Origin of the sequence: Tenggerimyces flavus (assembly GCF_016907715.1) — a bacterium.
Taxonomy (GTDB): domain Bacteria; phylum Actinomycetota; class Actinomycetes; order Propionibacteriales; family Actinopolymorphaceae; genus Tenggerimyces; species Tenggerimyces flavus.
This window is the reverse complement of the sequence record NZ_JAFBCM010000001.1, coordinates 5565385-5588801: the sequence shown is the minus strand read 5'-3', so window position 1 is coordinate 5588801 and position 23417 is coordinate 5565385. Positions and strand designations below refer to the sequence as shown.

The 23417-nt window shown below is 70.0% G+C and carries 22 protein-coding genes; 10 read left to right on the top strand and 12 right to left on the bottom strand.

Translation table 11 applies throughout. From position 1 onward, the window contains the following. The first annotated feature begins 80 nt into the window (after window positions 1–80). Together JOD67_RS26080 and JOD67_RS26075 are read left to right on the top strand one after the other, a co-directional pair. The gene (locus JOD67_RS26080; protein ID WP_372442347.1) at window positions 81–848 is read left to right on the top strand and encodes a methyltransferase domain-containing protein; all 768 of its coding nucleotides are present in this window, start codon (window positions 81–83) and stop codon (window positions 846–848) included. 141 nt (window positions 849–989) lie between these two features. After that, the gene (locus JOD67_RS26075; protein WP_205120327.1) at window positions 990–1427 is read left to right on the top strand and encodes an SCO2097 family morphological protein; all 438 of its coding nucleotides are present in this window, start codon (window positions 990–992) and stop codon (window positions 1425–1427) included. A 2-nt stretch (window positions 1428–1429) separates the two neighbouring features. On the opposite strand, the gene JOD67_RS42070 is transcribed toward JOD67_RS26075, so the two are convergent. Then, window positions 1430–2677: an amidohydrolase family protein gene (locus JOD67_RS42070; RefSeq protein WP_205120326.1), complete on the bottom strand. Its 1248-nt coding sequence runs from the start codon at window positions 2675–2677 to the stop codon at window positions 1430–1432. Window positions 2678–2801: 124 nt separating this feature from the next. Between JOD67_RS42070 and JOD67_RS26065 the strand changes: the two genes are divergently transcribed. Beyond that, complete coding sequence (locus JOD67_RS26065; protein WP_205120325.1) at window positions 2802–3404, top strand: TetR/AcrR family transcriptional regulator; 603 nt, start codon at window positions 2802–2804, stop codon at window positions 3402–3404. A gap of 7 nt (window positions 3405–3411) precedes the next feature. Here JOD67_RS26065 and JOD67_RS26060 read toward each other — a convergent pair whose 3' ends face one another. The 3 genes from JOD67_RS26060 to JOD67_RS26050 are packed head-to-tail and all read right to left on the bottom strand — an operon-like array spanning window position 3412 to window position 8117. Beyond that, window positions 3412–5790: a transglutaminase TgpA family protein gene (locus JOD67_RS26060; RefSeq protein WP_205120324.1), complete on the bottom strand. Its 2379-nt coding sequence runs from the start codon at window positions 5788–5790 to the stop codon at window positions 3412–3414. Beyond that, window positions 5787–7067, bottom strand: a complete 1281-nt coding sequence (locus JOD67_RS26055; protein WP_205120323.1) for a DUF58 domain-containing protein — start codon at window positions 7065–7067, stop codon at window positions 5787–5789. Before JOD67_RS26055 ends, JOD67_RS26060 begins: the two co-directional genes overlap by 4 nt. A 21-nt stretch (window positions 7068–7088) precedes the next feature. Next, window positions 7089–8117, bottom strand: a complete 1029-nt coding sequence (locus JOD67_RS26050) for an AAA family ATPase (protein ID WP_205120322.1) — start codon at window positions 8115–8117, stop codon at window positions 7089–7091. Between the two features lie 466 nt (window positions 8118–8583). Between JOD67_RS26050 and mraZ the strand changes: the two genes are divergently transcribed. The 6 genes from mraZ (at window position 8584) to JOD67_RS26025 (ending at window position 13168) form a co-directional block, all read left to right on the top strand. Further along, complete coding sequence (gene mraZ / locus JOD67_RS26045) at window positions 8584–9015, top strand: division/cell wall cluster transcriptional repressor MraZ (protein WP_205120321.1); 432 nt, start codon at window positions 8584–8586, stop codon at window positions 9013–9015. Between the two features lie 208 nt (window positions 9016–9223). Next, window positions 9224–9349, top strand: coding sequence for a hypothetical protein (locus JOD67_RS41355; RefSeq protein ID WP_275577180.1), 126 nt, complete (start codon window positions 9224–9226; stop codon window positions 9347–9349). Window position 9350: 1 nt separating this feature from the next. After that, window positions 9351–10316 (top strand): 16S rRNA (cytosine(1402)-N(4))-methyltransferase RsmH, encoded by a 966-nt coding sequence (rsmH, locus tag JOD67_RS26040; RefSeq protein WP_205120320.1) that lies wholly within the window; start codon window positions 9351–9353, stop codon window positions 10314–10316. Further along, window positions 10313–10852 carry a cell division protein FtsL gene (gene ftsL / locus JOD67_RS26035; protein WP_239554047.1) on the top strand — a complete coding sequence of 180 codons (540 nt, stop codon included), beginning with the start codon at window positions 10313–10315 and terminating at the stop codon, window positions 10850–10852. The genes rsmH and ftsL overlap by 4 nt, the downstream gene beginning before the upstream one ends. Then, entirely contained in the window at window positions 10849–12867 is a 2019-nt protein-coding gene (locus JOD67_RS26030; RefSeq protein ID WP_205120319.1) for a peptidoglycan D,D-transpeptidase FtsI family protein, read from the top strand. Before ftsL ends, JOD67_RS26030 begins: the two co-directional genes overlap by 4 nt. A gap of 1 nt (window position 12868) precedes the next feature. Beyond that, complete coding sequence (locus JOD67_RS26025; RefSeq protein WP_205120318.1) at window positions 12869–13168, top strand: hypothetical protein; 300 nt, start codon at window positions 12869–12871, stop codon at window positions 13166–13168. 772 nt (window positions 13169–13940) lie between these two features. Here JOD67_RS26025 and JOD67_RS26020 read toward each other — a convergent pair. From JOD67_RS26020 to JOD67_RS25985, 8 genes are all read right to left on the bottom strand, one after another. Continuing rightward, window positions 13941–14966 carry a LacI family DNA-binding transcriptional regulator gene (locus JOD67_RS26020; RefSeq protein WP_205120317.1) on the bottom strand — a complete coding sequence of 342 codons (1026 nt, stop codon included), beginning with the start codon at window positions 14964–14966 and terminating at the stop codon, window positions 13941–13943. A 5-nt stretch (window positions 14967–14971) separates the two neighbouring features. Then, window positions 14972–15808, bottom strand: a complete 837-nt coding sequence (locus tag JOD67_RS26015) for a carbohydrate ABC transporter permease (protein WP_205120316.1) — start codon at window positions 15806–15808, stop codon at window positions 14972–14974. Continuing rightward, window positions 15805–16686: a carbohydrate ABC transporter permease gene (locus tag JOD67_RS26010; RefSeq protein WP_205120315.1), complete on the bottom strand. Its 882-nt coding sequence runs from the start codon at window positions 16684–16686 to the stop codon at window positions 15805–15807. The genes JOD67_RS26015 and JOD67_RS26010 overlap by 4 nt, the downstream gene beginning before the upstream one ends. A gap of 64 nt (window positions 16687–16750) precedes the next feature. Then, entirely contained in the window at window positions 16751–18130 is a 1380-nt protein-coding gene (locus JOD67_RS26005; protein ID WP_205120314.1) for an ABC transporter substrate-binding protein, read from the bottom strand. Between the two features lie 33 nt (window positions 18131–18163). Next, window positions 18164–19486: an ADP-ribosylglycohydrolase family protein gene (locus tag JOD67_RS26000; RefSeq protein ID WP_205120313.1), complete on the bottom strand. Its 1323-nt coding sequence runs from the start codon at window positions 19484–19486 to the stop codon at window positions 18164–18166. 79 nt (window positions 19487–19565) lie between these two features. Then, complete coding sequence (locus JOD67_RS25995; RefSeq protein ID WP_275577530.1) at window positions 19566–20669, bottom strand: MFS transporter; 1104 nt, start codon at window positions 20667–20669, stop codon at window positions 19566–19568. An 11-nt stretch (window positions 20670–20680) separates the two neighbouring features. Further along, the gene (locus JOD67_RS25990) at window positions 20681–21226 is read right to left on the bottom strand and encodes a TetR/AcrR family transcriptional regulator (RefSeq protein WP_205120311.1); all 546 of its coding nucleotides are present in this window, start codon (window positions 21224–21226) and stop codon (window positions 20681–20683) included. Then, a complete protein-coding gene (locus JOD67_RS25985) occupies window positions 21223–21546 on the bottom strand; it encodes a DMT family transporter (RefSeq protein ID WP_239555516.1) in 324 nt (107 codons plus the stop codon). Before JOD67_RS25985 ends, JOD67_RS25990 begins: the two co-directional genes overlap by 4 nt. A 357-nt stretch (window positions 21547–21903) precedes the next feature. On the opposite strand from JOD67_RS25985, the gene JOD67_RS25980 reads away from it, so the two are divergent. Beyond that, window positions 21904–23412 carry a UDP-N-acetylmuramoyl-L-alanyl-D-glutamate--2,6-diaminopimelate ligase gene (locus tag JOD67_RS25980; protein ID WP_205120309.1) on the top strand — a complete coding sequence of 503 codons (1509 nt, stop codon included), beginning with the start codon at window positions 21904–21906 and terminating at the stop codon, window positions 23410–23412. Window positions 23413–23417: the final 5 nt, after the last annotated feature.

The following is a 23417-nucleotide window of genomic DNA, read 5'->3' as shown; positions in this document are numbered from 1 at the left end:
CGACAACCAGGCACGGTCTGGGCGAGAGCCTCACCCCGGTTAGGGTGGGGCTCTCGTTCCGTTCTGGAAAGGTGCCGAACGTGCCCGAACGCACCGCCGCCAGGTCCACAGGGCACCGACGATCCGCCCGGACCGAGCTGGTCTGGCGGCTGCTGCGCGAGGCGTTGGACGAACGAGCCGCCGCCGCGGGCCGGAGCAGCCTGGAGGTCGTCGACGCCGGCGGCGGAACGGGGAACTTCGCCGTACCGATCGCCGAGCTCGGGCACCGGGTCACCGTGGTCGACGCGAGCCCCGACTCGCTGGCCGCGCTCGAACGCCGCGCCGCCGAGGCTCGGGTCAGCGATCGGATCAGGGCACTCCAGGGTGACGCGGCGAGCCTGCCGGACCTGGTCGGCCGGGAGTCGGCGGACCTCGTGCTGTGCCACAGCGTGCTGGAGTTCGTGGACGAGCCGGCCGCGGTGCTGTCCGCCGTGGCGGCAGTGCTGCGCCCGGAGGCGCCGCTGTCCGTCCTCGCGGCCAACCGACACGCCGTCGTGCTCGCGAAGGCCGTCTCCGGTCACGTCGCCGAGGCCCAGGCTGCGCTCGTCGACCCGGCGGGGAGATGGGGCGCGGCGGACCCCGTGCCGCGCCGGTTCACCCTCGACGAGCTGCGCGACCTGCTCGGGGTGGCGGGGTTCCGTACGGCTGCCGCGCACGGGATCAGGGTGTTCGCCGACCTTGTCCCGGGGGCGCTGACCGACGACCCTGCCGGCTTCGACGCGCTGCTCGAGCTGGAGGCGACGGCGGCGGAACACCCGGCATTCCGGGCACTCGCGGGGCAGCTCCACGTACTCGCCCGGAACGGTTGAGAAGGGACCGACCGGGTAACTTTGTGGGGTACCTCTCCCCGTCTCTGAGGAGTCCGGGTACCGTCCTGGACTATCCCTGCCTAAACTTGTCGGTAGCCCCGTAACGGCGACCCCGCCGCCGCGTCCGTTGGAGGTCAACAGGTGCCTCTCTCCGATCACGAGCAGCGCCTGCTCGAGCAGATGGAGCGGGCGCTCGCTGCCGACGATCCAAAACTCGCCTCGGCGCTGCGCGGAGTCGACCTGCGTACTAGGCAGCGTCGACGTGCTCTCATCGCCGCCGTGGTCTTCGTGCTCGGTGTGGCTCTGCTCTTCACCAGCGTGATCGTGTTCACCAACAACGTCGGCCTGCAGATCGGCGTCAGCGTCGTCGGCTTCCTGGTGATGCTGGTGTCGGCGTACTACGTGGCCACCAGCCTGCGGCAGATGCCGGCAGCGGGGGAGATGCCGAAGGGCGTGATCCCGATCAAGGGCCGAGGTCGCCGCGGTGGCGGCGGCAGCGCCCGGCAGAAGCGCCACGGCAACTTCATGAGCCGCATGGAAGAGCGCTGGCGCCGCCGGCGCGAGTCCGGCGGGCTCTAGCTCTACGACGCCGTACGGTCGAGCCGAGCGCCGTTCCGCCACACACCGGAGATCGTGCGCAGGTCGGTGATGTCCCGAGTCGGGTCGCCATCGACCAGCACCAGGTCCGCCCGTCGCCCGGGAGCGATCCGTCCGCGATCCGCGAGACCGAACGCACGCGCCGGGTTCGCCGTCGCCGCAGTGAGCGCGTCCAGAGGCCGTAGCCCCGCCGCGACGAGGAGCTCGAGTTCGGCGAGCAGCCCGACCCCGTTCGGGATGCCCGGGTTGGCGCCATCCGTACCCGCCAGGATCGGCACACCCGCCGTGTGCAGCGCGCGTAGGTTCGCTGCCGCGAGCGAGAGGTCGATCGGGTCGCCCGGGAAGTCCGGCGGGTACGGCGTCTCGATCAACGCCCGCTGCGAGGGCGTCAGGTACGGCGCGACCCGCGGATCGGAGAACACCGCCCGCAGCGCGGTCTGGTCCTCCAACGCGTGGAAGATCGACAGCGTGCTGGTGACGAACACGCCCGACCGCCTGGCCAGCCGGAGCGTCCCGGCGTCGATCGGGTGCGAGGTCGGCGTGTGGACCAGCCCGTCGACGCCTGCCTCGCAGAGCCAGCGCGTGTCGGAGATCGTCGAGACGTGCGCCATGCTCAACACGCCGCGCTGCCGCGCCCGCCGGACGATCGCGCGCCCCTGCCGGGGCGAGACCGACGGCCACGGATCGGCGAGGTGCATCGGCTCGACGACGAACTTGACGTAGTCCGACCCCTCGGCCAATCGGCTGTCGACGTGCCGCGCTGGATCGTCACCGGGGCGCAGCCATGGGAAGTCCGGAGGCAAGGGTGGGTCGAGCTGCGATCCATGGCCGCCGGGAACGGTGATCATCGTGCCCGCCGTCCACAGGTCGGCGGTCGCGGTCGGCCGGAACGAGCGGCGCTGCGCCACGTAGTCGCCGAGGTCGCGGCGCAGCCGGTCGACGAAGTTGAACATGTCCAGTTCGGTGGTCACGCCGAACCGCGGGGGATCGGTGCGCGGGAACCCGAGGTCGTGGATGTGCGCGTCGATCAGGCCCGGCAGCAATGTCCGGCCGCGACCGTCGACGACCTTCGCGTCGGCCGGGATCCGGACCGGCCCGGGCAGGACCGCCACGATCCGGCCGCGGGCGGTGAGAACGGTGGCCCGGTCGAGCACCCGCCGGCCGTCGAAGACGCGGACGTCCCGGAACGCGAATCTGCCGGGATCGCCGCCGGCGAGAGCTGGAGCGGGCACAGCGGAAAGGACGACGGCGCCCAATGCCGCTTTGAGGAGAGTGCGACGGCCAAGACAACAGTGCGATACGTTTGACTCGATCATGAGTCGAACGTATCAGAGGCGAGTCAGGCATACTGGCGTGATGCCGACCACCTCCGTCCCCGAGGCCCGCCGTCTGGTGATCGGAGAGGCGCTGCTGCGGTTGGTGGCGCGAGAGGGCCTGGAGGCGGTCAGCCTGCGGGCGGTCGCGGCCGAGGCCGATACCTCACTCGGTATGGTCCAGCGTCAGTTCGCGACGAAGGACGACCTGTTGTTGTTCGCCGCGAAGCTGGTGGGGGAGGCGATGGCCGAGCGGGTGCGCCGCGTCCCGTACCGGGCGCCGGTCCTGGAGACGCTGCGCCGCATCGTCGACGAGCTGCTGCCCCTCGACGCCGAGCGCATGGTGGAAGCGCGGGTCTATCACGCGTTCACGGCGAGGGCTGCCACCCGACCGGACTTCGCCGCGATCGTCGCGCGGCAAGACGGCGAGCTGCAGGAGACCTTGGCCAAGGTCTTCGCGATCGCCGAGCAGGAGGGCGAGCTTCCGGCCGGACAGGACCACACGGCCCTCGCCCGCCTGTTGAGCTCCGTTCTCGACGGCGCCAGCCTGGCACTTGTCACCCGGCCGCCCGAGGCCGACCCCGCGACCTACGTCGCGGGCGTCGACCTCGTCCTGGACCTCATCAAACGTCCAGCAACGAGCTGAGGCGTGCTCAGGAGTCGCGGTGGCTCACGGCCTGGGGCACCCGGCGGAGGCGGTTGGACAGAGCGTGGAAGACCGTGTCCCAGCCGTCCAGCAGCCAGCCGAACAACCGGCTGACCTGACGGAACTGGCGCCACAGCGACGGCGGGAAGACGAAGGAGAGCACAACCCGGCTCCGACGGGTGCCGGCGCGCAGCGCGGAGATCAGCGTCGACAACGCCCCGCGTACGTCGCCCAGGTCGCCCGGGTCACGCGCATACCGAGCCCGTTCCACCGAACGCACTAGCTGCTCCAGGGCGGCATGTCCCGACGCGGGCACCCGGTTCGCCAACCGCTGCCCGGTGGCCCGAGGCGTGGCCGCCTCGTTCCAGGGCAGGCCGAGGTCGACCATCGTGTCCGCGAGCTCGTTCCACGCGCCCTCGGCCAACCGGTCCGGTTCGACTCGTCGCAGCCGGGCCCGCCGCATCAACAGCCGGCTCACCCCTGGCGAAGCGAGTAGCAGCAGGACGCCGATGACGATCAGTGCCGGGATGAGTCCGGCCGGCGGACCGCCCGACTGGGGGCCGGCGAGCGGGATCCCGTTCGGTCCGCGTAGCGGGTCCTCCGGGTCGCCGCCGACCGGTCCGCCGGTGAACGACGGGTCCGTCGTCGGCAGGTCGGAGGAAGGGCCGGTCGTCGGCGTCTCCTGCGGGTCGAAGCGCTCCGCCCAGCGTGGGGTGAACGGCGCGCGGCCGGACGGGGTCGGCTCGAACGCGAGCCAGCCGTAGCCCGCGAAGTAGACCTCGGTCCACGCGTGCGCGTCGTGCGCGCTGATCGTGTACGTGTTGCCCTTCGCGACGCCCGGCAGGTAGCCGACCGCGACCCGAGCCGGGATCCCCAGCGCCCGGGCCATGATCGCCATCGTCGCGGAGAACTGCTCGCAGTAGCCGCGCTTGTCCTCGATGAAGTCGATCAGCTCGCTGCCGCTGTGCCCGGTCCGGACCGTGGTGTCGTAGGTGAACTCGCTCCGGAACCAGTTCTGCAGCGCCACGGCCTTCTCGTGTGCCGTGGTGGCGCCGGCTTCCTTGACGATCGAGGCCGCGAGGTCGGCGACCTGGTCCGGGATGTCGCCGGGCAGTTCGGTGTACTGCTTCTCGATGTCTTCGGGCGCCGCGCCGGCCCTGTTCAGGTCCTCCGGCGACGGGTTTACGTTCAGCGCGTCGACCCGGTAGCTCATCCCCGCCGTCGACCGCGTGGTCACGACGTCGAGCGTGCCGGCGTCGTACCGCAGCGTGCCCGGCGCCTCGATCGTGCTCGCCGGGTACGGGAGCGGCAGCCACTTCGAGTCGAGCTTGGAGACCTCGAACGAGAACGAGTACGACTTGGCCTGTGTGCTCGCGTCCAGTCCGGGCGGCCGCGGCAGCTGGCCCTGGTCGTTCGCACCGCGCCGCTGGACGTCCTGCACCGAACGCTGCGACGGCGACCACACGCCGTTGTTGAACTGGTCGAGCACGACCAACCGGATGTACCAGGGATCGCTGGTGTTGTTCTCGTAGTTGGTCGTGAACTTCATCAGCTCGATGTTCTGCGGGAGGTTCAGGTTCCGCTTCAGGTCGAGCACCGGGTTGTTGACCCGGATCGTCGTGTTGCCCTTGCCGAAGCCCGGCCCCGAGCCGGTGCCGAACACGCCCTCCGGCAGCGCCGGGATCAGCGCCGGAACGATCACCGCGAGCCCGATCACCGCCGCGCCGACGCGCCGGCCGGTCTGCCCGAGCAGCGACGTCTGGACGCCGTCCTGTGGGGTCGGGGACTCGCGGAAGCCGATGATCCGGCCCCAGTGCGAGAGCCGGTCGCGACCCTCGCTCATCAGCAGCAGGATGTAGCCGACCGCGGCCGGGACGAACGCGAGCGCGGACACGCCACCGGACACCGTGGTCGCCGGGATGCTGTAGAGCAGCAGCAACGGCAGGCCCGCCCACGGCACCAGCTTGACCGTCACGGCGAGGGTGTCGACGGCGATCGCGACCAGCCCGATGCCGAGCGCGGTCACGACCACGAGGTCGGCGTCGTACGGAACGGGCGGTGCGAAGCGGACGACGATCAGCAACCCGTCGTTGATCCGTTCGGCCAGGATCTGCACGGCCTCACCGGTCGGCAGGAAGCCGAACTTCAAGCCCTCGTTGGCACACAGCAGGATGAACGCCCAGCCGAGCGCGGCGAGCTGACCGAGCGGAACGAGGAAGCGCGGCGTCCCGAGCTGGCGCAGCCCGAGGCCCACCGCGCCGACGAACGCGATCGTGACGAGCGACGCCCACAGCCACTGCTGCCCGTCGTATGCGGGGAACAGCGACAGCGACGCGAGCACCGTCGCGAGCGCGGCGGCTCCGGTGACCTTGAGCGACCAGCTCATACGCGAACCTCGACCCTCTGCGCCAGCAACAGCTCACTCCAGACCGAGCCGATCGCGGCACCCGCGGAGACGGTGATGACTCGCCAGCCGCCCTGCCGGAGCATGCGAACGCTCTCGGCGAGCTGCTCGGCGACGAGTTCGGGGGAACGTTCCTTCCCGATCGCCCACGACGGGGTGTCGATGACGATCGCGAACGCGTTCGTGGCCCGCTGCCGGATCCGCACCATCGCCTCGGCCTCGGCCGGCGTGATCACGCCGAGCATCGCGATCAGCAGCCCGTGCGAGCCGTCGTGCGGGAGTCCCAGCGACAGCTGGGTCAGCTGACCGACCGACGACGTGCCGACGACCGCGAGCGCGTCGAGCAGCAGTCCCTCGCCGTCGGACGACGGCGACGCCTCGCGCGCGGCGACGGCGAACGAGGCGCCGACGTCGGTCGCGAGCCGCACCGAGTAGCCGCGGTGCAGCAGGTGCGTGCCGATCGAGGCCGCGCCGCTCACCGCCCATTCGAAAGACGACGCCGGCCCGGTGCCGCGGTGCCCGATGCGGCGGGTGTCGAGGAACACCGTCGCCCGGCTCTGCCAGGGCTGCTCCTCGCGGCGCACCATCAGCTCGCCGCGCCGAGCGCTGGACCGCCAGTGCACCCGGCGCAGGTCGTCGCCGAATCTGTACTCCCGAACGGTGATGTCCTCCTCGCCGTCGGCGGTCGCCGCGCGCGGCCGGCTCTCGCCGCTGGCCGCCCACTCACCGCCGAGGCGGACGTACGGCAGCGGATGCACCTCGGGCGTGACGAGCAGGACGTCCCGCGTCTTGAACGCGCGGGTCAGCTCGACCAGCCCGAACGGGTCGGTCACCCGCAGCGTCAACGGGCCGATGGTGAACTTGCCGCGCACATCAGAGCGCACCGGATAGGCGACATCGCGGCGCCAGCGCGCGGACATCCGGTCGAGCACGAACCGCGGCCGGGCGCCGAGGACGTACGGCACCTGGTCCTCGAGCAGCAGCAGACCGGTCGGCATCCGGCCCACGTTCTCCAGATGCAGCCGGACCGTCGCCTGCTTGCCGACCGGCACGCGTACCGGCTCGATCGACCGGGTGGCGGCGATCCGGTAGCGGGTCCGCGCGACCACGAGCACGGTGACGACCGGGAGCGCGATGAGGAAGATCGCGACCCGGAGCATGTCGTTCTGCCCGAGGGCGAGCGCACAGACGGCCGCCGCGATGCCCGCGGCGAGGAAGGCGCGGCCGCGGGTGGTGAGGCTGGAGAAGCGACCGGCCACTCGAGTACTCCTAGGCGAAACTCAGCGAGTGCGGCGCTGCGGCTCGGGCACCGGAACGCTACGCACGATGTCGGCGACCACCTGTTCGGCGGTCCGGCGCGCGATCTGTGCTTCGGCGGCCGGCAGGATCCGGTGCGCGAGCACAGGGATCGCGAGCTCCTGCAGGTCGTCGGGAAGCACGTACTCGCGGTCACCCAGCGCCGCCGCGGCGCGGGCGGCCCGGATCAGCTGCAGCGTCGCGCGCGGTGAGGCGCCGAGCCGCAGGTCGGGGGAGTGCCGGGTCGCGGTGACGAGGTTGACCGCGTACTGCTTCACCGGCTCCGCGACGTACACGCTGCGCACGATGTCGATCAGCTTGGCGATCTCGCGCGCGTCCGTGACCGGCTCGAGCTCGTCCAGCGGGGAGCTCGCACCGTGCGTGTCGAGCATCTCCAGCTCGGCCGCGGCGCTCGGGTAGCCCATGGAGACGCGAGCGGTGAACCGGTCCCGCTGAGCTTCGGGCAACGGATACGTGCCCTCCATCTCGATCGGGTTCTGCGTCGCGATCACCATGAACGGGGCGTCCAGGACGTACGTCGTGCCGTCGACGGTGACCTGGCGCTCCTCCATGCACTCCAGCAGCGCGGACTGCGTCTTCGGCGAGGCGCGGTTGATCTCGTCGCCGACCACGATGTTGGCGAAGATGCCGCCCGGCCGGAACTCGAAGTCGCGGGTCTCCTGGTTGTAGACGGAGACGCCGGTGACGTCACTCGGCAGCAGGTCGGGGGTGAACTGGATCCGGCGTACGGTGCAGTCGATCGAACGCGCGAGCGCCTTCGCCAGCATCGTCTTGCCGACGCCGGGGACGTCTTCGATCAGCAGGTGGCCTTCGGCCAGCAGCACCGTCAGCGCGGTCTTGACGACGTCCGGCTTGCCCTCGATGACCCGCTCGATCGTTTCGCGGATCCGGGTCGCGGTCTGGGTGAGGTAGGCGAAGTCCGTGGCGGGAGCTCCCCACTGCTCGCCTCCATGTCGCCCGCTCGGCTCGACTGTCGGGCCGGTCGACACCATGGCCTCCTAGGTACCAGCTTGGCGCCGCCGACGCGGCGATCTGACTTCGACGGTTGTTTGACAAGTCTCTCAGGTTCACGCACGTTCGGGCACTGCGGTTCGGCGAGCAAAGCGTCACTCTGCCGGGCGTCTGCCTAAGACAGTACGTCCTTCCCCAGGGATACCCGGCCGTGCGGTGCTCCACTCTCCACCACCTACGCACTTACCGACGCCTGCGTTCCCCGGTTTGTTGTCGATCTGTGTTGCGTTTGGGCCACTTCGGGCCTTCGAACGCTGGACCACCGGCCCAGGACGCGCCGTTTCACCCCACTTTCCACCACCGCCTCTGACCAGGTCGTTTGCCGCCTGGGAGGGGGCGAGTGGAGCGAGGTGTGGAGTGAATGTGGTTGACGGTGGGGTGAAGTGGAGTAAAGTGGCGCTCGGTGGTGGAGTTGACCGAAATCCCACCGGCCGGGAGGTGCGAGCCGTGTTCCTGGGCACGCACACGCCCCGACTGGACGAGAAGGGTCGGCTCTTCCTCCCAGCGAAGTTCCGAGACGAGCTGGCGGAGGGTCTTGTGGTCACACGAGGACAGGAGCGATGCCTGTACGTGTGGCCACTAGCCGAGTTCGGCCGGTTGACGGAGCAGATGCGGCAGGCGCCGGTGACGAACAAGGCGGCCCGCGACTACCTCCGGATGCTGTTCGCCGGCGCGTCTGACGAGAAGCCGGACAAGCAGGGGCGGTTCACGATCCCGCCGATGCTGCGCGAGTACGCGGGCCTCACCCGCGACTGCGTGGTCATCGGGGCGATGAACCGGGTCGAGATCTGGGACTCCGAAGCCTGGACCAACTACTCCGGGCAGCAGGAGCAGGCCTTCGCCGAACTCAGCGAGGAGGTTCTCCCAGGGATTTTGTAAGGCGCGGTCCGTACTCGTCGTACGACGAGGTCTCCGGCCCGCTCCGCGCGTCGCGGTCTGGCATCACTTCCCCGGTGCCAGAAGGCGGCGAACAAGCGCCGAGCGGGCGGGGACCTGGCCGTACGAACACCAGGAAGCCCAACTCCTGGCCGGGCCGGTTCAGCAGTAGGCAGGGAAGCAGTACAAGCAGTGCAGGGGGTCGAGAAACATGAACGGGACCAGGACGGGGCTGCGCCAAGAGTTGCGCACCAACCTCGCGGTCGTGGCGGTGTCCTTCGGCGTTTCCGTCGGAGTCACCGCGATCTTCTCCCTCCTGCTCGGACTGGGCGGTTGAGATGGCGGCCGCGGCGCACGTGCCAGTCATGGCAGAGCGCGTCGTCGCTTTGTTGGCTCCGGCCCTGGACAAACCCGACGCTGTCGTCGTCGACGCGACCCTCGGCCTCGCCGGTCACGCGAGCGCCCTCCTCGAGCACAGCCCGCGGGCTCGGCTGGTCGGACTCGACCGCGATCCCCGCGCGCTGAGCGCGGCGGGGGAGCGGCTCGCCTCGTCGGCGGACCGGGTCGAGCTGGTGCACGCGGTGTACGACGAGCTCCCGGACGTTCTCTCCCGGCTCGGCATCGACCGCGTCGACGGGGTGCTGTTCGACCTCGGCGTCTCGTCGATGCAGCTCGACGACGTCGACCGCGGCTTCGCGTACAGCCGGGACGTCGCGCTCGACATGCGGATGGACCCGACCACGGGCATCACCGCGGCCGAGGTGCTGAACAGCTACCCGGCGGCGGACCTGGCGCGGATCCTGCGGACGTTCGGCGAGGAGCGGTTCGCCCGCCGGATCGCCGACGCGGTGGTCCGGGAACGGTCGAAGGCTCCGTTCAGCACGAGCGGCCGACTGGTCGAGCTGCTGCGTACGGCGATCCCGATGGCCTCGCAACGAAGCGGCGGACATCCAGCCAAGCGGACGTTCCAGGCGCTGCGGATGGAGGTCAACGGCGAGCTGGCGGCGCTCGAACGTGCGCTGCCCGCGGCCGTCGCGGCGCTCGCGGTCGGTGGGCGGATCGTCGTGCTCGCGTACCACTCGCTCGAGGACCGGCTGGTCAAGCAGACGTTCGCGACGCTCGCCAAGCCCGACGTCCCGGACCGGCTGCCGGTCATCCCGGCCGGTCACGAACCGGTCGTACGGCTGGTGACCCGCGGCGCCGAGAAGCCGTCCGCCACGGAGGCGGCGGACAACCCACGAGCCAGCTCGGCCCGGTTGCGGGCCGCGGAGAAGATCCGCCAAGGAAGGGGTGAAGCGGCATGAGTCTGCTCGACATTCTCGACCCGGCGCGCCGCGAGCTCGTTCCGGAGCAGGAGCGCGAGCGCTGGCTCGACGTCGTACCGAAGGCACCGTTCAAGGCGCCGCGCGTGCCGTTCGTTCTGCTCGTCCTCGCCGTGCTCGGTGTGGGCCTGGTCGGGCTGCTGCTGCTCAACACCTCGTTGCAGCAGGGCTCGTTCGCGATCCACGACCTGCAGCGGCAGACGTCGCTGCTCGCCGACCGGCAGAGCGAGCTCGAGCGCAAGGTCGCGGTGCTGCAGGCCCCGGAGAACCTCGCGGTGCGCGCGGTGAAGCTCGGCATGGTGGCGAACCCGAACCCGGCGTTCCTCCGGCTGTCCGACGGCAAGGTGCTCGGTGACCCGACGCCGGCGACGGCGCCGCCGAAGCCCAAGCCGAAGGTCGCGGCGAAGCCTCCGGTCAAGCCGATCACGGGCGCGAAGCCACCGGCCAACCAGAAGCCGCCAGCGAACCAGAAGAAGCCGGTGCAGACGAACAAGCCGGCGAGCGGCGGCACCCGATGACCGAACGTCGGCTGCCACCGGGCGCCCGCCGTCCCGGCCCCGGCAACGAGAAGCAGGGGACACCCCGTCGCCGCGTCCCGGCAACGGGGCGTCCGCCGCGCCCTGCCGGCGGCCGGGTGCAGTCGCCGGCCCGCCGGCGCTCGCCGGAGGAGCAGCGCCAGCCACGGCTGATGCCGCCGAAGGAAGGCCAGCAGCAGCGTCGTCGTCCGCCCCAGTCCGTACGCAAGCCCCAGCCGGTGCGCAAGCCGAAGCCGCCGCGCCGGCCCAAGCCGCCCCGTACGTTCAAGCTCGGCACGTCCAGCCGGCGCCTGCGCGTCGGCTTCCTGTTGATCGCGATCATCGGCTCGGTCTTCGCCGGGCGGCTGATCGAGGTGCAGGGCGTCCAGGCCGCCAAGTACTCGGCGATGGCGACGAGCCAGCGGCTGCACGAGGTCGTCCTGCACGCGTCGCGCGGCGAGATCTCCGACGCCGCCGGAAAGCCGCTCGCCACGACCGTCGACACGGTCGCCGTGACGGCGGACCCGAAGATGACGCGGGCGAAGGCGGCGCAGATCGCCGCAGTACTCGGCCCGCTGCTCAAGGTGCCCGCGACGTCGTTGACGCCGAAGCTGGCGAAGAAGGACACCCGCTTCGTCTACCTCGCGCGGTACGTGTCGCGCGACGTGTGGAACAAGGTGCGCGACCGGCTCTCCAAGCAGAAGCTGGTCGGCGTGTTCAGCCAGCCCGACCCGTTGCGTACGTACCCGTCGAAGAACGTCGCGGCGAACATCGTCGGCTTCGTCGGTTCTGACGGCAACGGCCTCGGCGGTCTGGAGTACGCGCTCGACAAGCAGCTCAAGGGCAAGGACGGCAAGGCGCAGTACGAGATCGACGCCTCCGGCAGGCGCATCCCGCTCGCGACGAATTCCAGCCAGGCTCCGGTGCCGGGTGCCAACGTACGGTTGACGATCGACCGTGACGTCCAGTGGGCGGCGCAGCGCGCGATCGCCGACCAGGTGCGCAAGAGCAAAGCGACGAGCGGCGACGTCGTCGTCATCGACACCACGACGGGCGAGATCATCGCGCTCGCGACCGCGCCGACGTACGACCCGAACCAGGCCGGCAAGGCGAAGGCGGCCAACCGCGCCAACCGACCGCTGACCGACATGTACGAGCCGGGCAGCGTGATGAAGGTGCTGACCGCCGCCGCGCTGGTCGACGCCGGGTACGTCGACGCGTCGACGAAGATCAAGCTGCCGAGCCGGCTGCCGCGCGACGGCAAGTCGATCGGTGACTGGTGGGGCCACGGCACGATCGACCTCACCTTCGCCGGCGCGCTCGCGCGGTCCAGCAACATCGGCACAGTGCTCGCGGCGGAACGGATGCCGAAGGCCGAGCAGCGCGCGTACCTGGCGAAGTTCGGCATCGGCACGGCACCGGGAACGGGCTTCCCGGGCGAGTCGTCCGGGCTGCTGCCGGCGCTGGACAAGTGGAGCGACCTGCAGCGGGCGACGATCTCGTTCGGCCAGGGCGTCGCGGTGAGCGCGGTGCAGATAGCGTCCGGGCTCGCGACCGTGGCCAACGACGGCGTACGGATTGCGCCAACGCTGGTGAAGGGTCACGTCGATGACAAGGGCTCGTTGACACCGGCGCCTGCCCCGAAGACGTCGCGCGTCGTCAGCAAGGAAGCGGCGAACGCGGTCGCGCTGATGATGGAGCAGGTCGTCCAGGGCGACAGCGCGCTGGCCAAGAAGGCGCAGATCCCGGGCTACCGCGTGGCGGGCAAGACGGGCACGGCACAGAAGGCCGACCCGACCTGCGGCTGCTACCGCGGCTACACAGCCTCGTTCGGTGGCTTCGCCCCGGCAGACGACCCGCGCTTCGTCGTGTACGTCGCGCTGCAGGACCCCCAGGGCGACCACAGCGGCGCCTCGAACGGTGCTCCGGTCTTCCACGACGTGATGTCGTTCGCACTGCAGAAGTACGGCGTCCCGCCGACCGGGTCGAAGACGCCCGAGCTCCCGCTCAAGTGGTGAGATGCCGGTCTACTCCCTCTGGGTGAACGGCTCCGGGTCGGAGCGCGAACCCCTCACCGAAGCCGAGCTGGACGTCCTGCGCGCGCGGGTTGCCACCGAGTTGGTGTCGCGGGCCGGGTCGCCGGCGTCGGTGATCAAGGGGCAGTTGAACGTGCCGCAGGATCGGGCCAAGGGTCCGCTTGGCGGGGTCTACTTCCTCGACGCGCTGGACGACGAGACAGCGAACGAGTGGGGCTGGCAGCTCGAGGAGCTCGTAGGCCTCCCCGTCCACGTAATGCTCTACCGCGAAACCTGGCACTGACCCACCGCCGCGTTTTGAATGAAGGGCACCTTCATTCGAACCTATTGAATGAAGGTGCCCTTCATTCAAACGGCCGAGCGGGTGAGTGACGTAGGGAGCGGTCAGCCCCGGCTTCATCTGAACCACAACAGACCGTGGGCCAACAAGCGACCGCAACACGGCAGCAGACCGGAACCGCAAACAGACCTAGCCCGGGCACCCGTTCCCGGGGGTGGGGCGGCGCGTTAGAAACTGGTGGCCGGGCCGGGGCGAGTCAAGGGTCGCAAAGCGATCGCGAAGCGACGTCGTTTGCCCATCTGCGCGAAGCGCCGCCCAAACGGCGCCCTTGACGCGCCCCGGACCGGCCACCAAAATCGACCGCCGCAACAGCCCCACGGGGAGCACCAACCCCCGACCAGCTCGCCGAGAACACCGCACCAAGAGAGCACCATCGCCGGAGAGCTTCGCTCGCGACTTCCCTCACCAGACCGGGGGCCTGAAACCCCGTTTCGGCTAGGGAAGTGCGCACGAGCGTGACCGGTGGCGAGGTGGCCGGTGGCGAGGTGCCCGGTGCCGATGGCGAGGTGCCGGTGAGGAGGTGCCGGTGAGGAGGTGCCGGTGAGGAGGTGCCGGTGAGGAGGTGCCGGTGAGGAGGTGCCGGTGGCGAGGTCGCGAGGTGGCGGAGTGGCGAGCTGGCCAGAGTGGCGAGCTGGCCAGAGTGGCGAGCTGGGCGGGGTGGCGAGCTGGGTGGGGTGGCGAGCGGGCGAGGTGGCCGTGGCGACGTGCCCGGGGCTCAGGTGGTCTCCCGAACAACCAGCTCATAAGGGATCTCCACCGATCGCCCCACACTAGGCGCAGGGCCGCGGAGGCGTTCGAAGAGCAGCTCTGCCGCCTGGCGGCCCAGCCGGTCCTGGAACAGGTTGACCGTCGTGAGCGACGGGCTCACCAGCTTCGCCGCCGGGATGTCGTCGAAGCCCATCACGGCCACGTCGTCAGGCACACGCGCCCCAGCGTCGCGAAGAGCAAGCAACGCGCCCATCGCCATCAGGTCGTTGGCCGCGAACACCGCGTCCGGTGGGCGCCGGGAACGCAACAGCCGGCGCATCGCGGAGTAGCCGCCCGACTCGGTGAAGTCGCCCTCGACGATCAGCGACTCGACCGCCTTCATCCCGTGGGCGGCCAACGACTGCCGCAACCCCGACAGCCGCGCCGGGCCGGGGCCACTCCGCCCCGAGATCATGCCGATACGGCGATATCCCTTGTCGACAAGGTGATCCACGGCCGTACGAGCCGCTGCCACGTTGTCGGTGAACACGTTGTCCAGCGGCAGGTCCGACACTCGTCGCGCGCGCGGCTCCAACCGGACCACCGGCACTCCGTGTTCCAGCAGGGGCCGGAGATCGGTCGTGGTCATGCGGAAGAACGACGCGATCACGCCGTCGACACCGCGCGACCGTACCGACCGGATCGCCTTGCGTTCCTTCGCCTCGTCGCCGTCGGCGTTGTAGACGATGACGTCGTACCCGTACCGCTCCGCCACGTCCTGCACGCCGCGCTCGACCGCCGGATAGAACGGGTTGGTGATGTCCGGGATGATGAACGCCACCGTCTGCGACGAACGGACCCGCAACGCCCGGGCCGTCGAGTCGGGTACGTAGCCGAGCTCCTCCGCCGCCGCGAGGATCCGCTGCCGGGTCTCGACCGGCACCATCGTCGCCTTGTCGTTCAGCACCTGCGACACCGTCGCCTGCGACACACCGGCGAGCCGCGCGACGTCCATCTGGGTCGGGCGGCCGGGACGGCGCGACGCGGCAGCCATAGGACTCAGATCCCACCGAGTCCGGACGCGGTGATCCCGTCGACGAAGCGGCGCTGGAGCGCGAGGAACACCACGAGCATGGGGGCGAGCATAAGCAACCCGGCCGCACCGATCAGCGGGTAGTTCTGGCTGAAGCCCTCCTTGAACGAGAAGAAGCCCGTCGAGACCGGCAGATACTCCGGGCTCTGGATGAACGTCACCGCGAGCAGGAACTCGTTGTACGCGGCCAGCGCCGTCGTCAGCGCGATCGTCAGGAAGCCCGGCCAGGACAGCGGCAGCACGACCCGGACCAGCACGGTCCACTCCCGCGCGCCGTCGATCCGCGCGGCCTCCTCGTAGTCGCGGGGGATCGCGAGCATGAACGAGCGCAGCAGCAGCGTCGCGAACGGCGAGAAGATCGCCCAGTAGATGACGATCAGCCCGAGCAACGTGTCGTAGATGTGCAGCTTGGTCCACAGGAAGAACAGCGGGACGAGGAACAGCTGGATCGGCAGCGAGCCGCCCACGAGCAGGTAGACCAGAACCGATCCGGCGCCGGGCAGGTCGAGCCGCGCCATCGCGTACGCGGCACAACCAGCGATGAGGCAGACGCCGGCGACCGTACCCACCACGATGATCGCGGAGTTGACGAACCCGACGCCCATCCGCGCGGTGGTCCAGGCCTGCAGGAAGTTGCCCCACTGCCAGCTCGTCGGCGGACCCATCGGGTTGTCGCCGAGCTCGGCCTGGGTTTTGAGCGCGCTGAACAAGAACACCGTCAACGGACCGAGCGAGAACGCGACGAGCAGGCTGAGCACCAGATAGCGCAGCCCAGAGATCGGCGCGAACCTACGACGCCTCACGTGTCCCACCTCCGTACGCGCCGGATCACGAGGTACGTACACACGACCAGGAAGCTGATCAGCGCCATCACGATCCCGACCGCGGCGCCGTAGCCGGCCTCGTGCTCGCCGAACGCCGCCGTGTAGAGCAGCGTGCCGAGCACCTCGGTGGCGCCGGCCGGTCCGCCTCTGGTGAGGATGTAGACGTAGTCGAAGACCAGGAACGACCAGATCACGGTCATCAGCATCAGGAACACGAGCGTGGGTCTGATCGCCGGCAGCGTGACGTGCCAGAACTCGTTCCACGGGCTCGCCCCGTCGAGGCGAGCTGCCTCGTACAGATGCGGGTCCACGCCCTGCATCGCGGCGAGGAAGACGACCAGCAGGAAGCCCCACCACTGCCAGTTGTTGACGAACGCGACCGACGGCAGCGCGAGCCGGCCGTCGCCGAGGAAGTTCACGTCGTCCAGCCAGTGGATGCCGAGCTTCGACAGCTGCGCGCCGATGCCGTAGTCCGGCGACAGGATGTTCTGCCAGATCGCCGACGACACCACGGTCGCGACGATGTACGGGATGAAGTACGCGATCCGGAACAGGATCCCGAACCTTCGGGTCCGCGACAGCAGGTACGCGCCGAGCAGTCCCATAGCCATCGGGACGGTGAGGAAGAACAGCGTCCACCAGAGGTTGTTCAGCAGCGCGCCGAGGAAGTCGTCGTCGGTGAGCAGCCGCCGGTAGTTGTCCAGCCCCACCCACTTGGCCTCGCCGACGCCGGACCAGGAGGTGAACGAGTAGTAGAAGCTCGAGAGCCCTGGCCCGGCGATGACGACGCCGTTCACGAGCAGCAGTGGCAGCATGAACAGCCACGCCATCAGCGCGCGCCGGCGTCGCGAGGTCATCCGGCGCCTCGGCGGCGGGGCCGTTCGAACGGCCGTGCCCGCGGTCTGGGTCGTGGTGGCCATCTCACGCCCCAGCGGGCTTGGGGATCGGCGGCACCTTCTTCGCGGCGAGCTCCTCCTTGAAGACCTTGTCCAGCCCCGCGCAGTAGTCCTTCGGCGTGAGCTTGCCGGTGATGACCTTGTCCATCTCCTGGTAGATGTAGACGTCGGACTTCGGCGGCCAGCACGTCCAGGTGACGTAGCCCCACGCCTTCGACGCGGCCATGTCCACGTAGAGCCGCTTGATCCGCTCGTCGGTGTTCGCGGGGAAGTCGTCGGCGGAGAAGTTCAACGGGTACGGCTGAAACGCGACCTCGGCGACCGCATCGGCAAGGCGCTTGCGGTCGGACAGCAGCCAGGTCAGATAGTCCGCGGCCCCGTCCTGGTTCTTGGAGTCGGCGTTGACGGAGTAGGTCCCTCCGACCGACAGCGCGTACAGGTCCTTGGGCACGCCGTCACGGAATGCGGGCAGCGGGGACCAGTCCCACGCGTCCGGTCCCGCGCCGACCTTGCCGTCGAAGAAGCTGCGCAGGTCGCCGAACGCCCAGGAGCCGGTGATGTCCAACGCGATCTCACCCTTGGCGAACCGGGTGTTCAACGTGTCGAACCTGTTCGTGAAGTACTCCTTGACGCCGCCGCCGAACCAGCCCTTCTGGAAGTAGCCGTTCAGGGCCGTGATGGCGTCGACGAACACCGGGTCCGTCCACGGCGTTTCGCCGATGAGCGCTGAGTAAACGGCGTCCGGACCCGAGTAGTGGTTGAACATCACCGACACGAACCACTCGGTCGCGGGCTTCCATTCGGCGCTGCCGGCGAGCACGGGCATGATGCCGCGCCCCTTCGCGTCGGCGCACAGGTCCTCGAACTCCTGACGAGTGGTCGGCGGGGTCCAGTCGTACTTCGACATGACCTCGTTGTTGGTGAACATCACCATGGTCTCGAAGGAGTTCGGGATCGAGTACAGCTTGCCCTCGACCTTGCCGGCGTCGTACGCCCAGGTCTGCAGCTTCTCCTCCCAGCCGCCGGCCTTGGCGTAGTCGTCGAGGGGCGCGAGCTTGCCGGCGTTGATGTACTCCAGCGCGTACGAAGGTCCGCTGGTGAGCACGATGTCCGGGCCCTGCCCGGAGGCGATCGCGGTCTGCTGGAGACGTTCGAGGCTCTCGTCGTCCTTGATCGTCAAGCTCACCTTGTCGTCGTGGTCGGCGTTGTAGTCCGCGACGAAGTGCTGCTCGAAGTACTTCCTGTCGGTGTCTCGGTCGAACGCCGCCCAGAACGTGATCGCGCCGGCCGTCCGGCGGGTGGCGGAGCCCTGGGTGCAGCCCGCGAGTGCCGCGGCTGCCGCCGTTCCGGCGCCGAGAGCGAGGAATCGCCTTCGGTTGAGGCCGCGGGGTGAGGTGGTGGGCATCGTTGCCTCCTCGACAACGTTCATGGATGTGGTTCAGTTGCCCCCGGAGATGTCGTGCGCCACCTTGACGGTGCGTTCCGCCAACGCGGAGATGCGGGATCCGTCGAAGCCGAACAGCGCGCTCCGCAAGGTGTCCTCGAGCGGGTCTGTCCAGTGCGGCGGGATCTTCGTTGCCCCGTTGAGGATTCCGGCGACCGAGCCGGCGGTCGCGCCGTTGGAGTCGGTGTCCAGGCCACCGAGGACGGTGAGCGCGATCGTGCGGGTGAAGTCGCCCTCGCCCCAGAGCAGTCCGGCGGCGATGACGGCCGCGTTGTTGATCGTGTGCACCCAGCTGTAGTGGCCGTACCGCTCGCCGATGTGCGCGATCGCGGTGTCCCAGTCCTTGCCTTGACCATGAACGTCGAGCACGTCTCGGAGTGCTTCGGCGAGCCGGGACTGGGGTGGGACGACTTCCAGCGACCGTTCGAGAGTCGCGCGTGGGGTGTCGCCGTGGAACGCGGCGGCGACGAGCGCGGCTGCCCACATCTCGCCGTAGACGCCGTTCGCGACATGGGAGACCGCGGCGTCGGCGTACGCGAGCTTGGCGGCCGCCATCGGGTCGCCCGGGTGGACGAAACCGAACGCGTCGCCGCGGATCTGGGCGCCGATCCACTCGCGGTACGGGTTCCTCCTATCGGCGGTGTCCGGCGGGCGGAGGCCGGTGGCGAGGTTGCGGTAGGCGACCCGTTCGGCGGTGTATGTCTGGTGCATCGGGAGCAGCAGCAGCCAGCTGTCGGCGACGTGTTGGGAGGTGAGCCCGGTGCCGTGTTTCTCCAACAGGTGCAGGCCGAGGATCGTGTAGTCCACGTCGTCGTCGCGCGAGCTCCCGCGCACGTTGCCGCGGGTCGTGTCGACCCAGCAGTGCCGGAGCTTGTAGCCCTCGGGCATCGGGTCGAGAACGGGAACGTAGTCGTCGAGCGGCCAGGCGTCCGCCTTCTCGAGATAGGACCTGAGGTGTTGCGGCGTCCAGTGGTCGCCGTTCTCGACGGGCTTGCCGAGCATGTTGCCGGCGACGCGGCCGAGCCACGCGCCGAGGACCCTGTCGCGGTACTCGCCGTTGGCGCTGTCGAGCTGGTCGGCTGGCTGCGGAGTCAGGGTCTGGACCAGGCCGTCCCAGGGCGTGGGCTCTTCGTAGGCCCAGCCGTCGGAACGGGGGAGTTGGTCGAGCTCGTCGAGGAGCGCGTCCAGCTCGTCGGTGGCGGCCGGGTCGAGCTGCTGGAACCGGCGCTCGAGCTCGCCGACCTCGTATCCGCTCTCGCGACGTTGCGCGATCTCGTTCAGCACCAGATCGGCGAGAACACTGGCATCATGCGGCATCGACACCTCGCAGTGATCGACATCTAGTAATACGTATAGGCTATACGTATTCATCGTTGAGAGCGCTGGCCGAATGCGGTCAGGAGTCAGGCGGTCTCGCGAGCCCTCGGGCCAGGACCGCGGCCGCGACGACACTCACCGCGGCGCAGACCAGATGGGCCGGCCGGTAGCCGATCGCCTGGGCGAGCGAGCCGCCGACGATTCCGGCCGCCAACGAGCCGGCGGCTCCGCTGTTGGCGAGCAGCGCGGTCGCCCGGCCGGGCTGGTCTGGCAGCAGATCCTGGAAGTACGTGATCCCGAGCGCGAGCACCAGCGAGATCGCGCCGCCGCGGACGGCCTGGGCGAGCAGCACGACGAGCACGTTGGGCGCGAGCGCGATGATCACGAAGTGCGCGGTGAACAGCACCATGCCGAGCACGATCAGGCGTCGGCGCGACCAGCGCGCCGGGAGGAACGTCAGCGCGAGCGCGGCGAGCACCTCGACCGCGGCGCACACGCTGAACGCGAGGCCGACGTTCCCGTACGAGCCGTCGACCTCCCGCGTGACGAACAGCGGCAGCACCACCGATCCGACGAACATCGCCGTGTGGAACAGGCCGAAGCCGATGACCGCGAGCACCATGCGCCGCGGGAGGCGCTGCCGGCCTTCCATCTTCTTCGCGGACCCGACAGGTGGGGGACCGAGCAGCCACACCGCGACGGCGACCAGCGCGAACGTGGCGGCGGCGGTGACGAACAGCCAGGTGAACCCGGACCAGGCGAGCAGCGCGCCGCCGATCAGCGGCCCGATCGCCCAGGCAGCGGACCAGACCGATCGCAGCGCTGGCGTGCCTCGTTCGGCCTGGCCTGCCACGTCGAGATGGCCGCGCGCCAGCGTGAACAGCTGCGGGAACGTGGCGCCGCTCGCGCCGAGGAACACGGCGGCGAGGGCGAGCAGGACGAGCGAGGACGTCGCGAGGGTCAGCAGGGCGAAGCCCACGACGGAGCCGGCGACCGAGACGATGGCCGGCAACCGGCTCGGCGCCCGGTCGTACCACCGCCCGCGGACGACGCTCGCGATCATGCCGCCGAGCGAGACGGCCGAGAGGAGCGTTCCCGCGGCCGCCGGCGACAGACCAACGGCGTCGGTGCCGTACAGCATCAGGAATGTGCCGGAGACCGAGTCCCCGATACCCAACAACAGCGTGGCGGCGATCAGGCCGGGTAGCGGCCGAGCAGGACGGCGATCACGCGGGCGAGACGGGCGGAATCGACCGGTTCGTCCCGGATCAACGCGTGCATGACCACGCCGTCGACGAACGCGGCGGCGTCCCGGGCGGCTGCCTGGTCCGTCGCGTACGCGGTGAGCAGGTCGGCCAGGCCGTCGCTCCACACCCGCGCCAGCGCGCGGAGCTCGGGGCGGTGTCCGGCCGCGGTGTAAAGCTCGTTCCAGGTCGCCAGCTGCTCGCCGTCCTCCACCCACTCGCCGACGAGCTCCGCCAGTGTGGCGGGGACGTCTGTACTGGCCTCGAGCCGCTCGGACCAGTCCCGCAGGCACTCGGTCGTGACGTCCGTGGCCGCGGCCAGCGCGGCGTCGACGAGGTCGGCGAGCGTGGCGAAGTAGTAGGTGGTGGACCCGAGCGGTACGCGCGCCCGTTCGGCGACCAGCCGGTGCGTGAGGCCCTGCACGCCGACCGCCGGGATCAGCTCGTGCGCGGCCTGGATGATGCGCTGGCGGCGTTCCTCGGCACTGGGCCTCAATGCGATGCTCCCGACAGGTTGAGCGTGACGACGCCGGCCACGACCAGGGCGACGCCGACCGCTTTGGTGAGGTTGACCGGCTCCTGCAGGAACAGCACGCCGATGATCACGATCAGCGTGGTGCCGAGGCCGGACCAGATCGCGTACGCGACGCCGACCTGCATGCCCCGGACCAGCGCCTGGGTGAGCGTGTAGAACGCGCCGCCGTACAGGGCGAGGACGCCGACGGTGGGCCACAGCTTGGTGAAGCCCTCGGTCGACTTCAGCAGGCTGGTCGCGAGCACCTCGGCGCCGATGGCGATGGCGAGGAACAGATACATCACGGCGGTCTCCCCAAGGAGTAGTACGTTTGTACATGTACGAATGTACAAGCTCTCAGCGGTGGTCGCTCCCGGGTGGTGGCAAATGATCATGTTTACATGATCATTTGCCGCTCTACGTGGGTTACACCCCGCGTAAGGCACCCACTCGCCAGGTAAAGCGGCATCGGCGCCCATCCGCCCGCATGAGCTGCACGCCGCGCTGTCCTGAGCCCAGGGCAACGCAGGACCACCACCACGCCCAGAAGAAGGCGGCGCGATACCCTCACGAACCGGAAGACCTGGTTCCGGGGGGTCCCGCCTTCCGACTGATCGTCCGTTGCCCTGGCGCCTAGACAACGAGGACACCCGAGGACGTTGGCCGCCCCCGCCCACCGACCGACGACGCACCAGCCGCGCCGCCTCAGCGAGGCCGCGGCGTTCCTCGGTGTCGCCGCACCGGCGGAAGATCCCGAGCTCACCGGCATCGCCCAGGACTCCCGCCGCGCCCAGCCCGGCGACCTCTACGTCGCCCGCCCCGGCGAGTTCGCGCACGGTGCGCAGTTCGCCGACAAGGCCCGCGCAAACGGCGCCGTCGCCGCCCTCACCGACGAGGCTGGCCAGGAGGACTGCGTACGCGCCGGCCTGCCCACGCTCGTCGTCGGCGACCCGCGCCAGCTCCTCGGAACGATCTCCGCCTGGGTGTACGGCGACCCGGCCGACGCGCTCACGCTGCTCGGCATCACCGGGACGAACGGCAAGACCACCACCTCGTACCTGGTCGACGCCGCGTTGCGCGCGGCCGGCAACGGCACCGGGCTGATCGGCACGATCGAGACGAGGATCGGCGACGACGTCGAGGTGAGCGCTCGTACGACCCCCGAGGCGCCCGACCTGCACGCGCTGTTCGCCGTCATGCGCGAGCGGGGCGTCACCGCCGCGACCATGGAGGTCTCGAGCCACGCGCTCACGCTCGGCCGCGTCGACGGCGTCCGCTTCGACGTCGCCGGCTTCACCAACCTGTCCCAGGACCACCTCGAGATCCACGGCGACATGGAGTCGTACTACGCCGCGAAGGCGTCTCTGTTCGGCAAGGATCGCGCGCAGCTCGGTGTCGTGAACGTCGACGACGCGGCCGGCGCCCTCCTCGCCGCCGAGGCAGAGATCGAGATCGTCACCGTCTCGCCCTCGGGCGACCCTGCCGCCAACTGGCGCGCGAGCGACGTCGCGCTCGAGCCGACCGGCGTCGCGTTCGACGTGCACGGCCCGGACGACACCCGCCTGCGCGTCAGCCTCGGCATCCCGGGCGAGTTCAACGTCGCCAACGGGCTCGTCGCGGTCGCGATGCTGCACGCGGTCGGGATCGACGGCGCGGCGATTGTCCGCGGCCTCGCGACTGCGACCGTGCCCGGCCGGATGGAACGGATCCAGGCCGGCCAGGCGTTCACCGCGATCGTCGACTATGCCCACACGCCGGACGCGATCGAACGTGTCCTCGCCACCGTACGACCGCTCACCGAGGGCCGCGTGATCGCGGTCGTCGGCTGCGGCGGCGACCGCGACCAGAGCAAGCGTCCGCTGATGGGCGCCGCAGCGGCGAACGGGGCGGACGTCGCGGTGATCACCGACGACAACCCGCGTTCGGAAGACCCCGCCGCGATCCGGGCCGCCGCGATCGCCGGCGCGAAGGGCCGAGCGGAGGTCGTCGAGATCGGCGGCCGGCGCGAGGCCATCGGCTGGGCACTGGACACCGCACGCCAGGGCGACACCGTCGTCGTCCTGGGCAAGGGGCACGAGCTCGGCCAGGAGATCGCCGGCATCGTGCACCCGTTCGACGACCGGCAGGTCGTCCTCGAGCAGCTGCGTCGGATGGAGGAACGGTCGTGATCCGG

Bases quoted from the DNA above. Each gene is read 5' to 3' on its own strand.
- JOD67_RS26050 (WP_205120322.1), bottom strand. From the start codon at position 8,117: ATGGTGTCGACCGGCCCGACAGTCGAGCCGAGCGGGCGACATGGAGGC.
- JOD67_RS26030 (WP_205120319.1), top strand. From the start codon at position 10,849: ATGACCGAACGTCGGCTGCCACCGGGCGCCCGCCGTCCCGGCCCCGGC.
- JOD67_RS25985 (WP_239555516.1), bottom strand. From the start codon at position 21,546: ATGTATCTGTTCCTCGCCATCGCCATCGGCGCCGAGGTGCTCGCGACC.
- JOD67_RS26060 (WP_205120324.1), bottom strand. From the start codon at position 5,790: ATGAGCTGGTCGCTCAAGGTCACCGGAGCCGCCGCGCTCGCGACGGTG.
- ftsL (WP_239554047.1), top strand. From the start codon at position 10,313: ATGAGTCTGCTCGACATTCTCGACCCGGCGCGCCGCGAGCTCGTTCCG.
- rsmH (WP_205120320.1), top strand. From the start codon at position 9,351: ATGGCGGCCGCGGCGCACGTGCCAGTCATGGCAGAGCGCGTCGTCGCT.
- JOD67_RS26010 (WP_205120315.1), bottom strand. From the start codon at position 16,686: ATGACCTCGCGACGCCGGCGCGCGCTGATGGCGTGGCTGTTCATGCTG.
- JOD67_RS26000 (WP_205120313.1), bottom strand. From the start codon at position 19,486: ATGCCGCATGATGCCAGTGTTCTCGCCGATCTGGTGCTGAACGAGATC.
- JOD67_RS26020 (WP_205120317.1), bottom strand. From the start codon at position 14,966: ATGGCTGCCGCGTCGCGCCGTCCCGGCCGCCCGACCCAGATGGACGTC.
- JOD67_RS26025 (WP_205120318.1), top strand. From the start codon at position 12,869: ATGCCGGTCTACTCCCTCTGGGTGAACGGCTCCGGGTCGGAGCGCGAA.
- JOD67_RS26065 (WP_205120325.1), top strand. From the start codon at position 2,802: ATGCCGACCACCTCCGTCCCCGAGGCCCGCCGTCTGGTGATCGGAGAG.
- JOD67_RS26005 (WP_205120314.1), bottom strand. From the start codon at position 18,130: ATGCCCACCACCTCACCCCGCGGCCTCAACCGAAGGCGATTCCTCGCT.
- JOD67_RS41355 (WP_275577180.1), top strand. From the start codon at position 9,224: ATGAACGGGACCAGGACGGGGCTGCGCCAAGAGTTGCGCACCAACCTC.